Annotated in this window: 11 protein-coding genes; 7 read left to right on the plus strand and 4 right to left on the minus strand. The window is 46.3% G+C overall.

Translation table 11 applies throughout. The features are described 5' to 3' along the window. The first annotated feature begins 130 nt into the window (after positions 1-130). Positions 131-586, plus strand: a complete 456-nt coding sequence (locus tag GWI56_RS02530; RefSeq protein ID WP_198572054.1) for a glutamyl-tRNA reductase — start codon at positions 131-133, stop codon at positions 584-586. Between the two features lie 276 nt (positions 587-862). Further along, complete coding sequence (locus GWI56_RS02535; RefSeq protein ID WP_105249747.1) at positions 863-1,417, plus strand: BON domain-containing protein; 555 nt, start codon at positions 863-865, stop codon at positions 1,415-1,417. 268 nt (positions 1,418-1,685) lie between these two features. Here GWI56_RS02535 and GWI56_RS02540 read toward each other — a convergent pair whose 3' ends face one another. The 3 genes from GWI56_RS02540 to GWI56_RS02550 form a co-directional block, all read right to left on the minus strand. Next, positions 1,686-2,090 (minus strand): DUF3224 domain-containing protein, encoded by a 405-nt coding sequence (locus GWI56_RS02540; protein WP_131525327.1) that lies wholly within the window; start codon positions 2,088-2,090, stop codon positions 1,686-1,688. 129 nt (positions 2,091-2,219) lie between these two features. After that, on the minus strand, positions 2,220-2,996 hold the full coding sequence (locus GWI56_RS02545) for a hypothetical protein (RefSeq protein WP_198572055.1): 777 nt from the start codon (positions 2,994-2,996) through the stop codon (positions 2,220-2,222). A gap of 213 nt (positions 2,997-3,209) precedes the next feature. After that, the gene (locus GWI56_RS02550; RefSeq protein WP_198572056.1) at positions 3,210-4,349 is read right to left on the minus strand and encodes a polysaccharide deacetylase family protein; all 1,140 of its coding nucleotides are present in this window, start codon (positions 4,347-4,349) and stop codon (positions 3,210-3,212) included. A gap of 610 nt (positions 4,350-4,959) precedes the next feature. On the opposite strand from GWI56_RS02550, the gene GWI56_RS02555 reads away from it, so the two are divergent. Both GWI56_RS02555 and GWI56_RS02560 read left to right on the plus strand, forming a co-directional pair. Continuing rightward, positions 4,960-7,596 carry a TonB-dependent receptor gene (locus GWI56_RS02555; protein ID WP_198572057.1) on the plus strand — a complete coding sequence of 879 codons (2,637 nt, stop codon included), beginning with the start codon at positions 4,960-4,962 and terminating at the stop codon, positions 7,594-7,596. Positions 7,597-7,662: 66 nt separating this feature from the next. Continuing rightward, on the plus strand, positions 7,663-9,192 hold the full coding sequence (locus tag GWI56_RS02560) for a tryptophan halogenase family protein (protein ID WP_198572058.1): 1,530 nt from the start codon (positions 7,663-7,665) through the stop codon (positions 9,190-9,192). Positions 9,193-9,201: 9 nt separating this feature from the next. On the opposite strand, the gene GWI56_RS02565 is transcribed toward GWI56_RS02560, so the two are convergent. Continuing rightward, positions 9,202-10,131, minus strand: coding sequence for an AraC family transcriptional regulator (locus GWI56_RS02565; protein ID WP_198572059.1), 930 nt, complete (start codon positions 10,129-10,131; stop codon positions 9,202-9,204). Between the two features lie 504 nt (positions 10,132-10,635). Here GWI56_RS02565 and GWI56_RS02570 point away from each other — a divergent pair. From GWI56_RS02570 to GWI56_RS02580, 3 genes are read left to right on the plus strand one after another with little or no spacing between them, the layout of a single operon-like run. After that, positions 10,636-11,928 (plus strand): MFS transporter, encoded by a 1,293-nt coding sequence (locus GWI56_RS02570; RefSeq protein WP_198572060.1) that lies wholly within the window; start codon positions 10,636-10,638, stop codon positions 11,926-11,928. Next, positions 11,925-12,767: an ROK family protein gene (locus tag GWI56_RS02575; protein WP_198572061.1), complete on the plus strand. Its 843-nt coding sequence runs from the start codon at positions 11,925-11,927 to the stop codon at positions 12,765-12,767. Before GWI56_RS02570 ends, GWI56_RS02575 begins: the two co-directional genes overlap by 4 nt. After that, positions 12,764-15,505 carry a family 20 glycosylhydrolase gene (locus tag GWI56_RS02580; protein ID WP_198572062.1) on the plus strand — a complete coding sequence of 914 codons (2,742 nt, stop codon included), beginning with the start codon at positions 12,764-12,766 and terminating at the stop codon, positions 15,503-15,505. The genes GWI56_RS02575 and GWI56_RS02580 overlap by 4 nt, the downstream gene beginning before the upstream one ends. Positions 15,506-15,597 lie beyond the last annotated feature (92 nt).

A 15,597-nucleotide genomic window follows, 5' to 3' on the forward strand; every position in this document is an offset into this window, starting at 1 on the left:
TCTAAAAATCAGCCTGTTAAAATATCATTAAAAACGAGAACAGAATATGCATGGTAGCTGAACGAAACGAAATCAATTTACCCAAGCAGTTAAACAATCTATGTCGAACACTGGCATTAGGAGGCCCATAATGAAGTCTAATGTTGTGCAACATCAGACTGATATCCGCGCCGATATCATGTTGATCGATGAAATCATCAAGCTGAATCAAGAAGGACTCACATTTTACAACCAAGCGAGGAGGTATGTCGAAGACTATAATCTTAAGCGTGTTTTTTCCGCCAAAGCTAACATCCACCAACGAATGTTAACTCGGTTTGAACAGCTGAGACGTTTGGCTGACGAGCCAATTAATGGCCTAAGTCACACCGTGTCCGTCACTTATACTCAAGCAACAGAATTGCTGCAACAGTGCCAAATCTCGCAGGCAATGACCGCTCTTGTCGACATAGAGCAGCAAGTGCTAATCCAAATAAAACAAGCAGTAAGGCAAGCGCATCAGCCACAACTTGCAAACCAACTTGCAGAGGGTGCCGCTTGGCTGCAAATGAGTTACGACGGTACGGGATCGCTCAATCACCATTAATTCCCTGTCGCTAAGTGAGCCATATTTAACCGACTCCCCTCCACTTTTACTAAAGACATAATACCGCACTGATGAGTGCGGTTTTTTATGCTCGAATGATGGCTCAGCATGCCAGAAAAAATTACATTTTGTCGGTAAAAAAGACCGACCAAAAGGAAAATGCTAAGGTATAAAAACGCCAGACAAAACAATTAAAACATTAAAAATCATTACGTTAAAAACATTGGCACGATTGGTGCGTTATCTAGCTTCGAGAAAACAACGGAGGATATGATTATGAAAACTACAACAGCATCAGTACTAGTGGCTTTACTTGTCGGTTCAATCAGTTTAAATGTGGCTGCCGCCCAAGATTGGAAAGGCGGAACCAAGGATGCGTGGATCGATGGTAAAGCAGAAACCACTTTACTGCTCAACACGAATCTCAATTCCTTCGACATCATTACAGATGTCAAAGATGGTAAAGTGACATTAACAGGTAAAGTGGAAAGCAGTGTGGATAAAGCCCTCGCCACAGAGCTCATCAAGAGCTTAGATGGGGTGAAAGATGTCGATAACCAACTCACTGTGATGAATGAAAAAGAAGGCACCAGTGAAGTTGTTGCCACCTTAACTGACTCTAAAGTTGCCACAGTCATCAAAACGCGTTTACTGTTTTCAACTGACGTATCCGGCACCCAAATTAATGTGGATGTTGCCAATGGCATAGTCACATTGAAAGGTGAAGTTGCCAGCGATGCAGAACGTCAACTAGCACTGAAAATTGCCGAAAATACCGACGATGTGAAAAAGGTCGTTGATAAAATTAAAGTGGTTAAAAAAGTGTCTTAACTCTCGCGACAACGGCATTTTTTAAATTAAACGTATTTTAAGTAACAGCACGCCGATCTAGACTAAAGGTTCGATAGTGCTTTATGAAAAAAGAATCAAAAAAACCAGCCTCAGCTGGTTTTTTTTATGTCCATTTTCAGACTCAATCGAAAAGACTTACTCGCTTAAATTAAGAGGGGTGAATTAAGATGACTCGAATGATCATAAAGGAGAAGAGTTACAGAAAACTGAGCTAAAACACAGGCGTTATTCAAGCTTCAAAGCCAAACTAAGCTTCAAAGCCAAACTGGAATGCATAAAAATGTTGGCCATTCTCAATATTGATGGTCATAGTGCCAGTTAACCCCTGCAACTCCCCCGCCCCAGAATGGGGTACCACTTCTAAGATCAGACGATTTTGTCCATCGGTCATAATGCCAAAATGTTGTAATACAAAACTGCCCTGCTTACCGCACAAATTACCAACCACTTGTTCAATGGCCACATAGCCAGCTGAGCCCTTGACTGACGTCATAGCACTGAGCATTTCCCCTTTGCTGCGCCCCTCAAGCTCACCATAAAAGGTTTTATCTAAGCCCATACGTCCTAACGTCACACCACCAATGCCAGTAGCATAGGGGCTATCAGGAGTGAGCTTAACATCAAATTTCCCAGTGATTTTGCTAACTTGCATGACACTCTCCTTGTCGAAATCTTATGCTGACCTATTACCTGCTAACGCTTGCTATTGAAGCAAACATCACCCACAGACCGAAAAACAACTTAGCATAAGCCTGCGCAGATCCATAATGGCATTTACACGCTACTTATGTAGGCTAGTCTCACTCACTATCATCTCTATGGTTTTGACTATTTCAGGGCTTTCAGACATGGGTTGGTCAGACGCTCTATCACGATAAGTCACAGCAATTTTAAATGGGGCTTCAAAAGGATAAACAGGTTCAATACTATCCACCTCGATTCGATCGCCAAGCATGACACTGCCTAAGTGTTTCAAGCTATTGTGTTTAAAATCCAGATTAAACAATCCAAGATACCAAAATACGCCTGAACCTTGAGTCGTCACAATAAAGGGCGCCACAAAGGGCATAGTTTGCATTTTAGGATCATCTTGAATCGGTGCGTCACTTTGGGTGTCCGGCTCTAGAGCGGGATCGAAATTTAACGGTGTAATGCGTAAGTAATCAAGTAATGCTCGACCTTTTACCTCACCATCTTGGTAGTCGCCCATAGCAAACTCTGTTTGTTTGATCTTAATAAAATGAGTCAATGCAACGGACTTGCCGCCCTCAGGCAGCGTTATTTCAACAGGATTGGCGGTATTTAAGCTAAAGAGTTTGAGCATCACTTCCGATGCATTCGCCACAGGCTTTACCTCAAAAGGTGTCACAGTTTCGATCTCATTCGCCTGAGCCTGAGTTTTTTCATGCGCCATGGCTTCATCGTATTGCATGACCTTACCATCTTCCATCACCATATAAATATCATCATTGGTCATGTTGAAACGGTAAATACCCGCAGCAAGTAAGGCTAATACCACTAAGGTTGCCGCTATGGTTAATTTTACAAACGTACTCATCTTCTCTCCCCAATCGCGCTCGTTATGCGCTACTTTTCTAACACCGATAAACTTCAAATCAATGTCGGAGCAGTATTACAGATACTGAGTTAAAGCGAAGTGGGTAAAGTGTAAAAAATGCCGCTATTTTGAATTTTGTCAGGCTAAGTTCAGCAACATGCCTTTTACTCGACCAATATGATGGGCTGAGTAAATACTCAGCCCAATACATCACTACTTTTCATTTTTCCACAAGGCTGGGGTTTGGCTTGGTTGCCAATTGCTTTGGGAGAAATGCGCTTGCACTAAGGAATAGATTTTATCTTGATAGGACACAAACTCAGGTAGTTGATAATTATGCTGTTCCTGCCAAGCAGGGGCATAGTTATCTAGCGTATCAAAACGATATCCTTGACGTTGAGCTTCTTCAACAAAACGCTTAATTTTAGGCAAGTTGATGGTTGCACCTTGTCCTCGGTGAGCATTCTCAAACAGGAAGTCGTGGGTCAAGATCACCACTTTACCGTCGTGCAAACCATCGCTGCAATCTAAGTTCTGCGTGCGACTGTTAAGAGGGTTCATTGTGGTGCCCGCACAGGTGTTGATCACTTGATTGACTTTTGCCACCAGCTCAACCCCATCGGTCATGGATTCAGCAGGAAAGGCAACGCCCCAATCCTCAGGTCCCCAGTCTAGATCCCAGCCAAATATTTTATAGTCACTCTCGGCGAGCATGTTTTGAATTTGCACCGCAACTTGCGAACTGTTGGTCGAGGTTTCTGCGGTACAAGCAAAAGCGGGGTCCCAAGGCGGCACAGTATCGGATGTCGCACACAAGCCGTCGCCTTTGAGTTTACTGGTCACTCGCCAACCATTGGTGTAAGGCAAACGTGCCAACTTAGTCATCTTGTTATTGGGATAACTGGCGGCATTAGGAATAAGCTCAACCACTTTGGCCGTGTTCGTCACAAAATAGGTGAAATCGGTGGCCGCATCTTGATAGGATTTTACCGGCCAGAGTCCAACTTGATTACAATATGCCGCCCCAGATTGCACGCCATCAGTGCAGTTATGCAGCATATGATCGTAACTGTGGTTTGCCAGAATATGACCATCGTCTAGCAAACGTTGTAGGGCGACAGCCGCTAATGCCTCGTTTTCATCTCCTTCGCCATACATATGAAACGCATTAATAAAGAACGTCGCCTTAATATTGGCATCCTTTAACGCATCTAACAGCCCTAAGGTCGCGTCAATTGGACCATCATCAAAGGTAAGGTAAATGGTTTTATCGCTGGCGTAGGCCGCACTTAAGCCAGTACTCAAGCTCGCAACACAAAGCCCAACTGCAACGGCTATCGATTTCAGTTTCATGATTTCATCCTATAAATAATGTTTAAAGATGAATAAGTTAGTTCTCTTTACGCACTGGTTAATTCATAACCTGTAGACAGCGAGTTCACTCATCCGTTTAGCTTATCTATAGTGAGTAATCCCGCTGGCATTAGTTATACCATCCTAGCAACAAGCCATACTTTTCTACGCTAAGTCGATAAATCCTGCCTTTGCACCAGTTATACCAATCACATTAAATATCTAATCAGTTCAGAGCCTCACAGGCATTTCAATCCAAGGCGCATTGACGCAGAAATGGTTATTCATGCAACACCGGAGTGGGATGCCTGTGTGGCTCCCGAAGGGCGGCTGATGTTCACTACATGGCAACGCGCTTTATACTGCGTTTAAGGCTTTCGACAGAGCACCACTATGCCTTCAAGCCTTCGCCTTGTCTAAAGCGCGTTGAATTCCCGCTGAATGAACAGATATTTAATACGATTGGTATTAACTATCCCCCTTACCCAAGGCTTCAAAGACAATAGAAAAATACCAATCCTAGTGTGAAAAGTACCGCATCAACAATTCGATAACAGGTAAGTTAACTGGAGAAAAAAACAACACAAAAGCACTACAGGGATGCAATAACATGTCAGAAGGTCAACTATTTAAGAGCTCTTTGCTCGCATTATGTATCGCTAACGCCTTGTTCGGGATGAGCTCAACCGCAGTCGCAGCGGAGCAACAAGAGGCAACTGCAGAAAATATTGAGGTAATCCAAGTACGCGGCATACGTCGCTCGATTGAAGCTTCTATGAATACCAAACGCTTCGCCGACTCCACGGTCGATGCCATCACCTCGGAAGATATCGGTAAGTTTCCCGATAAAAATATCGGTGATGCGCTGCAGCGAATTTCTGGGGTGACGGTCGATAGGCAATACGGTGAAGTGAGTGGGGTCACCATTCGTGGTACAGCGCCAGAACAGAGTCGTATTTTGCTGAACGGTCAAACCGTTGCGAGCACCTCTTGGTATGATCTTGGTCCTGCCACTCGTACCTTCAACATGGAATTATTGTCAGCCGAGCAAGTCAGTGCGGTTGAAGTCCACAAAACGCCAACCGCTAGCCTTGAAGAAGGTGCGCTGGGCGGCACTGTCGATCTCAAAACCCGTAAGCCCTTAGATCTCGATGCTCACACATATCAAGTGGCAGGTGAGTTGAGCCAAAGCAGCCTGTACGATGAAACAGATCCGAGTGGATCTTTCGTCGGAAGCTGGAAAAATGACGATGAAAAATTTGGTATTTTAGGCGCTTACTCAGTAGAAAAACTCACCAGTGGTCGGCATGTATTAGAATCGCTCAGCGGTTACTATGAGTACTTTTCCGCCGATCCTGCACAAAACCAAGAATCAACTGTAGGAGCATGGGGGATTGGCTCACAAGCATTTAGGGCCGAACGTGAACGGACCAGTGCCCAAGTCACACTGCAATTTGCACCGACTGAAAAAACAGAGTTCACCTTAGATTACTTTAATTTTGAACTCGATATCCCCCACGTAAACCATAACTTCTTAACCGTTGGCGCCCGCGGTTCGGGCTCAACCAACGTAGTAAATAACGCCCAAGGCGGCACAGCATCGGCAACAATTCTGCCAGCGTATGCGTCGATTATTTATAACCCTGTTGTACGCCACGCGGTCAATATGAAATCTGACGTACTCAACTTAACCGGAAAATACGTCGGAGACAGTTTTACGGTAAGTGGCGTCATTGGCCAATCGACCTCAGATGGCGGCACCCAAGGCGGCTCATCTTCTTGGTGGATCCCTGCGACGGATCAAGGCGGTAAAATTGGCGATCCCGCCTTCCCTAACGGTCAAGGCAGTGTCGATGGTGGCTTTAGTTACGATGCCACGGGTCCCTACCAAGTGGTACTGACGAGTTTAGATGCCAACGATGCCAGCCAGTTCAAGCACGCTCAAGAGGCAAACTACGAAACCACAGTGCAAGATCATAAAGTCACCTACGCACAGTCTGACTTCGAATATCAACTCGATCATGATTTTATTAATAAAATTGCGGTCGGGATTAAGTACAACACCAGTGATTTCGAGCGTAATGCCTTCAACCGTAACCCCGCAGAAATCCTAGGTTTCGTGCCTAATGGCAACCTAGCCAACTGGAGTAATGGCGTACTGTCTGGCCTGCATTCCCAGAGTGGCGGCAATGTACTCGACTCCTATGCCAAGTTAGATGAAGACAAATGGTGGGCGTTTATCAGCGAGAAATACGCCAATGGCGAGTTAGTGGAAGTCGCCGATCTCGGTAACACCTTCTCTGTCGAAGAGGATATGTTGGCCCTGTACGCCCAAGCGGATTTTAGCGGCGAATTCTATCGTGGCAACTTTGGTTTGCGTTACGTTAACACAGACCAAACCTCAACTGGTTTTGCCGATGGCAAGCCCTACAATGAATCCGTCAATTACGATAATTGGCTACCGAGCATCAACGTCGCCTTTGATCTGCAAGAAGATTTAATCCTACGTGCTTCGGCCTCTTCCGTGATGGCACGTAACAACTACAGCGACCTTAAACCCGGTTTAGCCATAGCGAAAAACTTTGGTACTGCGACCGGCGGTAATCCCAATTTAAAACCCTATAAGGCGAATCAAGCTGACCTTGGCATCGAATGGTACTTCACTGAATCTTCTATGCTGTCGGCAGCCTTGTTCTACAAAGATATTGATAACGTAGTGTTTGTCACTGAGTCGACTCAGTACATTGAAGGTTGCGGCGCGTCAGAATCCGAGTGGGATAAATGCCGTGTCACAGCCCCAGCCAACGGCGGTAGCGGCTCAGTGACTGGGCTTGAAATCCAGCTACAACATAACTTTGAAAGCGGTTTTGGCTTCTTAACCAACTACACCTATGTTGACAGTAAAAGCACTCGCCCCGATGGCACAGAGCAGATGATTGAAGGCGTATCAGAAAACTCCTTCAACGGCTCACTCTTCTACGAAGATGATCTGTTCAGCGCCCGTATCGCCTATAACTGGCGTTCAGAATACTTAGGCGTAGGTAATATTCAAAACGTGTTAAACGACAGCTATCAACAAGTGGATGCCTCGATTATTTGGCATGCAATGGAGAACTTAGATATCTCACTCGAAGGGGTTAACTTAACCAATGAAGTGGTGCAATCCTATGATGTTAAATACGGATTAACCCAAAACACCATCGAATTTGGTTCACGTTATTTCGTCGGTGCCAGCTACAAATTTTAATCTTGAGTCACAGCATAGCCGACCTTAGGGTCGGCTTTTTGCGTTGATAATGCAGAGGTATAAACCATGAAAGTGAAGCAAGCAATCAGAAAAATCATTATCTTAGGTGGTGGCACCGCAGGTTGGATGGCAGCGGCTGCCCTCGCGAATAACCCCGTATTTGCCGCCATTGAGCTCTGTTTAGTGGAATCGGACAACATAGGCACCATCGGCGTTGGTGAAGGTTCAACGCCACACTTGAAACGCTTTATGGACAACTTAGGCATTAGCGAAAAAGATTGGATGGAGCCATGCCACGCCAGCTATAAAACCGGCATCGATTTTATCAACTGGAATGGGGACGGGCAGCAATACTTTCATCCCTTCTATTGTCAAATGGATGTGAAACCCGCTGAAGTTTTCTTTATCAACGCCAATGCGAGGCGCCGCGGTCATGGCAGCGCAGTAAAACCCGATGCGTTTTTCTCCAGCGGCGTACTGGCCAAACACAATCTCAGCCCTAGGCCGAATAAAGCGTTGCCCTACGCTAACGAATACGGCTATCACTTCGATGCCACTGAACTTGCCAACTACTTAAAAGAATACGCTTGCCAACGCGGCGTAAAACACCTCATCGGCGATGTCATTGAAGTTTCAACAACCCAAAATCAACATATAGACGCCTTGATGCTGGCGAATGGCGAACGACTTAACGCCGACTTTTTTATCGATGCCAGTGGCTTTAGCGCTAAGTTGATTCATAAAACCCTAGGCGTACCCTTTCAATCCTTCGCCAATGAACTGCTCAACGACAGCGCCGTCACTGTTCCTGCATTAATGGACTCCACTCAAACACAGCAAACCCAAACGCTGCAAGCCAAAGCACAGCAAGCCAAGTACCATACCCGCGCCACGGCGCTCAGTGCGGGCTGGCTATGGCAAATCCCCCTCACCCACAGGCTTGGCAATGGCTATGTTTATAGCAGTCGCCACCTCAGTGCCAATGCCGCGGCCAAAGAATTATTGCACAGTGTTGATCTGCCTGAATCAACCCAAGTACGGTTTCTCAAGATGCGGGTCGGTGTCAGTGACAAGGCTTGGCACAACAATGTACTGGCGATAGGACTCGCGCAAAGTTTTATCGAACCGCTCGAAGCCACGTCGATCATGATGACCCAATTCACCCTTGAAAAATTTATGTCGTTATTCGAACGCTATCAATTGAATAAGCAGGCAGAGACCTTAAGTCGACAAACACTCAATCAGGCGGTAATGCAGTTAGTGCTCGGCATAAAGGATTATATTCAGGCCCATTATGTCACCAGCCAGCGCAACGAACCCTATTGGTTGGCGGCGAGAAAAGTCACCATTTCCCAAAGGCTGACGCAACTATTGCAAGCTTGGTATCAAGGGGAAGACTTTGATTTACTGCTTTACCAATACGATCAGCAACTCGCCTACTTTCGCCCTTCTTGGTATGCGCTGTTAGCGGGAATGGATTACCGCGACCCAAAACTGAAGCGCCCATTTGAGCCGATTTCAGCGGAGATCACGGCGCAAGCGATACGCTACAGCCAAACCTTAGTGGAGCAGTATTTTCAGCCTAAGCATCCGTGATAAGAATGGTTAAATTGCCCTTTGTTTACTGCTAAAGCACTGACGAAAACGACTCGGCGTGACACCTTTAAATTGAATAAAGCGCCGATTAAAATTGGATAAGTTATTGAAACCACACTGATCGCTGATAGTTGATATCGGACTTTGATTTGACAGCAGTAACTTGCACGCCTTAGCGATCCTGAGTTGATTGATAAACTCAGTTAAGGTTTTCTCGGTGCGCTTTTTAAAGAAGCGATGAAAGTGATTGGTGCTCATGTGCGCTAACTTTGCCAAATCCTGTGCCGACAAGGCCTGAGTGTAATTGTCATAAATATGCTCAATCACTTTATCGAGCTTTTTCACGGTAAAGTCGAGTTTACTACCGTGGGTAAACAAGGTGCTCGACAAGAGTTCTTGCTGACTATCCTGTTGTAATAACCCTAATAATTCCAATAACAAAATATAGCGTCTGAAAGGATTGGCCGTCTCCATTTCGATAAACACACTATGGGCCTTACGCGCCGTTTCCTCACTAAACAACACACCCCGTTTGGCATGGGTCAAAAGTGAATGCAAAGACGCTAACTCACGTTGCTCATTCACAATTTGGTGTAGCCAGACCGCTGGAATTTGTGCCACATAAACAACTTCCTGCACCCTCGCATTCGAAGTGCCGTCTTTTAGCGCATTGCTATTTGATATCTCGTCAGTTGAAACACTAAGGTTCGCCTCGGATTGCCAGCCGTGGGGCATATCTGGGCCGATGATCACTAAATCATAATCGCCATAGCGGGCAATATGGTCGCCCACATAACGCATACCATAACTGTTGAGGGTTAAGCAGATTTCGTACTCGGGGTGATAATGCCAATTGAGATCCATGTGGTCCCATTCATAACGAAAGTAACGCCAAGAGCTATTTTCATCGGGGATCACTTTTTCACACAGAGGTTTCATCCATTAAACTCCAGTTGCTCATTCCTTTACCTTAGCTTCAATCAGCTCTTATAGTTCAACGCCATTCACTCAAGCTAGCCGTTATGCCAACCTGTTAAATTATTCAATTACTTAGACCTTATTTTTAATGCCAGCCTTGACCTATCAGCGCGGTGAAATAGCAGTGCCACGCGCACTATTGTCTATAGCAAGCCAGCCTCACAGTGATACTCAACTCTGCTACTCCGATACTATTCTATCCAATGTTAATTAAAGGTAACTATTTTACAAGTAAACACTTTATCAGCAGAGGCTAAAACACGGTTTTACCTATGCCCATCCGCAGCAGCTATCTGCTGCCCACTATCTACAGCAAGTATTTACAGCACCTGATGTAAATCAGCCCAATCAGCGCAAACACGATTTGACTATGTGAGAAAAGTATCGACAGAGGCACCATTCGTATCACCACCAAGGCGAGCGTCAAGCCACAATGAATTTCACTTAATTCAATTGGCTAAGCACATGAAACACAAACTCATCATTCTGTTTGTTCTCTGCACTTTCTTTGTGATTTCTTTGATGACCAACAGCATGGGGCCGATTTTCCCTGCGTTAATTGACAGTTATGCTATCGGCCTGACGTTGGCGGGGTTATTTCCCTTTGCGTTTTTTATCGCCTACGGCGTGACATCGATTCCTGCGGGGATTTTGGTGGACAAGTACGGTGAAAAGCGGGTGATCATCTTAGCCTTTAGCCTCGCGTTTATCGGCGCCGTGACTTTTGTGTGTCTGCCCACCTTTAGCATCGCCATGTTTAGCCTGTTTTGTATTGGCACTGGCATGAGTTTATTGCAGGTGGCAGTGAATCCCTTATTACGACAAGCTGCGGGGCCAGAGCATTTTGCCTTTTTCTCCGTACTGGCCCAACTTGCCTTTGGCGGCGCCGCGACCTTAGCGCCGCTGGTGTATCAGCATTTTGTCGCCTTAGATCAAGCCAGTGTTGCATCAGCCAACTATGTGCAACAGCTATTGCCCGAGAACATGAGTTGGCTCGCCATGTATTGGTTATTCGCCGTGGTCGCGCTCGCCATGGTGCTCTTTGCCAGCCTAGTGAAGATGCCCAAAGTGAATAAACTGGCAGATGAGTCGGCAGGTGCCCTCGAGACCCATTTACGCCTTTTCAAAGATAAAACCGTTTTGAAATTCTTCTTCGCTATCGCCGCCTACGTTGCGCTTGAGCAAGGGCTTGCTAACAGTATCTCAGTCTTTTTGCTGCAATATCATGGTCTTGACACCTTAAGTGTCGGCGCCAATGTGGTTAGCGATTTTTGGTTTTACATGACGCTCGGCTGCCTACTCGGTTTGCTGCTACTTAAACTTATCGACAGTCAGATCTTGCTGCTCAGTTTTTCCCTTAGTTCACTGGTTTGTTTTCTGGTGGCGATTTGGGGACCGAGCCAACTAACATTAATTTGTTTCCCATTGGTTGGCTTTTTCATTTCTATCATGTGGTCGGTGATCTTCTCGTTGGCGCTCAATTCGCGCACTCAAGATCATGGATCATTCGCCGGCATTCTCTGTACCGGCATTATCGGCGGCGCGTTTATCTCGCCGATCATTGGTGTTATCAGTGAGCTGTCCGGCGAATTACGGTTCGGGATGTTAGTGCTGCTAATCCCTATGGCTTACATAGGTTATGTCGCCCTAACGGCTCGTCCCTTGATTAAAAACACCACCCTATTTTCAACAAAAGCGGCCTCAAAGGATGCCGTTCCTATGGCAACAAACAACACGAGAGGCAACAAGCTATTATGAGCGTCCTATGTTTAGATCTTGGGGGAACTAAACTGATGTTGGCACAGGTGGAAGGTAAAACCTTACTCGACACTTGGCGGTATCCTGTTCCCGCCGATGGCAACTTTGAACAATTATTCGATTTCCTCGTGACCTGTATCCACAGTCACCTCACGCCTGAAACCAATGGTGTTTCCATCGGGGTGCCCGGTATGGTGGATATGCAGAGCGGCACTTTACTCGAAGTGCTCAACATCCCTGCGCTGACGGCAACGCAGTTAGCCCAGCAGCTGCAAAATACCTTTGAAATGGATGTTGTTGTGAATAATGACGCTAACCTCTTTGCCCTCGGCGAAGCTGTACTCAACAGTAATCAAGACATGCTCGGGATTACCTTAGGCACTGGCGTAGGCGCTGGGGTGATTTTTAATGGTCAGCTGTATTCGGGTAAACATTGCGCCGCAGGTGAAATCGGCAGTTTGAGTTATCGCGATGGCATTATTGAGCACTACTGCTCGGGGCAATACTTCACCGTTCATCATCAAATGAGTGGCGAGCATTTGTACCAAAAAGCCTGTGAAGGTGACAGCCAAGCGCTACAAGCCTTCGTCCATTTTGGCGAACACTTGGCACACATGATCGCCCAAACCTTACTAGTATACGATCCCAAAGATATTATCCTTGGCGGCTCAGTCAGCCAAAGCTTTCCCTTTTTTATTGAAGCGCTTAAACAGAAATTGCAAAGCTTAGTCTATGGCCCGCAACTGACAGACTTGACGATTTCAGCCAGCCAACATCACAATGCAGCCCTCATAGGTGCCGCGCAGTGGTTTTTACAACAAAAGGACTCAGCTAAGTGAAAGGACAAATAACACAGAAAGGGAAAATACAGTGGCAGAGGATTAAGACGGCCTTTGTCAGCGGCGTCATGGCAGTGCTTCCCGTGGCGTCGGTGCTTTCAATACTTGCTATGCCATCAGTACAGGCCGCCAATGCTGTGCAGGAGGCAAATCATGTCGCGCTGAATCAATTGGCCGATAAGCTCCAATTAAATTATCAGCTAACCGCTAGTTATCTTGAAACCTGTCCCGCTAAAGAAGCCCAATGCTATCGCTCCGCCATTGAGCTAACCCTGCCCACTCAGTTATCCAACGACAAGTTATCCAGCGAAGAGCTAAATCATGGCGACTGGCAAATTTATTTCAGCCAATTATCGCCCGTTTATTTCGTCGATGCGGGTGACTTTAGCATTGAGCATATCAATGGCGATTTACACAAAATCACTCCTAAAGCCAGTTTTAAGGGTTTCGTCGCCGATCAGGTTTATCGTATTGATTTTTATAGCAAAGGCAGCCAAATCACCCGTTCCGAGTTTATGCCAAACTTCTTTGTCGCTATGGGCGATAAGGCGCAGGTCATAAAGAGCACTCAAACAAGGCGCGATAAAGAAACAGGTTTAGCCGAGCAAGACTACCTGGCGCCTTTTAATGCAGAGAAACAATTCTTACTGGCAAAAAACGATGCAACCCCCTTTGCCGATGGCCAATATTTAGCAGAGCAATATCAAGCCTTAGCCGCAGACAAAGCACCTGACATTAGCGGCAAACTCATCCCCACGCCACTTCATAGCCAAAGCCTAAACTCGGTGCCTTTATCCCTTGCCAAAGGTTATCGACTCACGGCTGCGACTGTCGATTTTAAAGGACGGCAAGCGGCATTTGATTACCTCGATTCTTTAGGCTTTTCGGCCAAGGACAAAGGCACGCCGCTATTATTGCAACTCGATACTCAAGCTCCTAAAGTCGCAAGCACTGAAGCCCATGATAGTGAAATTAAAAACAGCGAAGCCTATCGGTTAACCATAACGGCTGAGCAAATCAGTATTCGAGCGAGCAGTGAAGCGGGACTCTTTTATGGCCTACAGAGCCTAGCAGGGCTGATCAGTTTAAGTGACGATCAACTGGTCGCCATCGATATTCAAGACCAGCCTCGCTACGCCTTTCGCGGCCTACATATCGATTTAGCCCGTAACTTTCACTCGCTCGATTTTATTAAACGCATTATCCCACAGCTCGCCGCCTATAAAATCAATAAGCTGCACTTGCACTTAGCCGACGATGAAGGCTGGCGTTTAGCCATCCCCGGCTTACCTGAACTGACCGATGTGGGTGCAAAACGCTGTTTCAATTTAACCGAGCAAAGCTGTTTATTGCCACAACTGGGCAGCGGCATAGCGGACGTAAACCCCGTCGATGGCTACTTAACCGTGGCGCAATACCAAGAAATATTACAACTGGCTGATGCTCACCATATCGAAGTGATCCCTTCACTGGACATGCCGGGGCATTCCCGCGCCGCGATAAAATCCATGGAGGCGCGTTATCACCATTACCTCGCCAAGGGAGACAAAGCTAAGGCGGAGGAGTTTTTACTGACTGAATTTGCAGATAAAACCCAATATTCGTCGATTCAGTATTACCACGACAACACACTCAATGTGTGTCTGCCAAGCACCTATCACTTTATCAATACTGTGATTGATGAAGTTAAAAAGATGCACCAAGCCGTAGGCATTCCTTTAGTGCATTACCACATAGGCGCCGATGAAACCGCAGGCGCTTGGGTAGAATCCCCCGCGTGTATCGCAATGAAAAAACAAAAAGCCGATGAGTTAGCCGGACTGCATTCGCTCAATGGTTACTTTATCGAGCGAGTTGCGAACATGTTGGCAGAGAAAGGAATTATTGCCGCTGGTTGGAATGATGGCATGGGTGAAGTGCGCCCCGAAAACATGCCCGCCCAAGTGCAATCTAACGCTTGGTCGCAGATTTCAAACAACGGCCATCAAATCGCCCATAAGCAAGCAAATCTTGGATGGAAGGTCGTTATCTCAACGCCAGAAGTCACCTATTTCGATTTCCCCTACGCTAGCCATCCAGATGAGCGCGGCAATCATTGGGCCTCGAGGGCAATAGACAGTTTTAAGGTGTTTAGCTTTATGCCCGATAATCTGCCTGTACATGCCGAGCGCTGGCACAATAGCTTAAATCAGCCATTTGTGTCGGACGATAGCCACAGCCAGCTCAAACCGGGACACAGGTTTTACGGCTTACAGGGGCACCTTTGGAGCGAAATGGTGCAATCGGACGAGCAAGCAGAATACATGTTATTCCCGCGCATGGTCGCCCTCGCCGAACGGGCATGGCATAAGGCACCATGGGAATTAGCCTATGATTATCAAGGTAAAATTTATAGTCAGCAAACTCAACATTTTGCCCGCCAACTCAATGGCCAAGCCGAGCAAGTCCTCAAACAGGATTGGCAAGTTTTCGCTGCGGTTTACGCCAATAAAGTGCAACCTAAGTTAGCAAAAGCAGGAGTTTTCTACCGCATAGCACCGCCTGGAATACGTGTTGAACATCAGCAGTTAGTGCTCAATAGCTTATATCCCAATGCCGAGTTGGAATACCAACTCGACTCAGGACCTTGGCTAAGCTACCGCCAAGCTTTCAAGCTTAATGATGTCAAACACATCCGCGCCAGAGTCAAAGATGGCGCGCGTTACTCTCGCCCATCGACTTGGCAAAACACCCTCTAGTCGTTTCTCGCACAATGTCGGCCATCGTATGTGATGGTCGATACGTTAATTGACTATTAATACCACTGGTCGATGGGTTAAGCATGAGCTTA

The organism is Shewanella sp. DW31, assembly GCF_015767295.1.
In the GTDB taxonomy this organism is placed as follows: Bacteria; Pseudomonadota; Gammaproteobacteria; order Enterobacterales; family Shewanellaceae; genus Shewanella; species Shewanella oncorhynchi.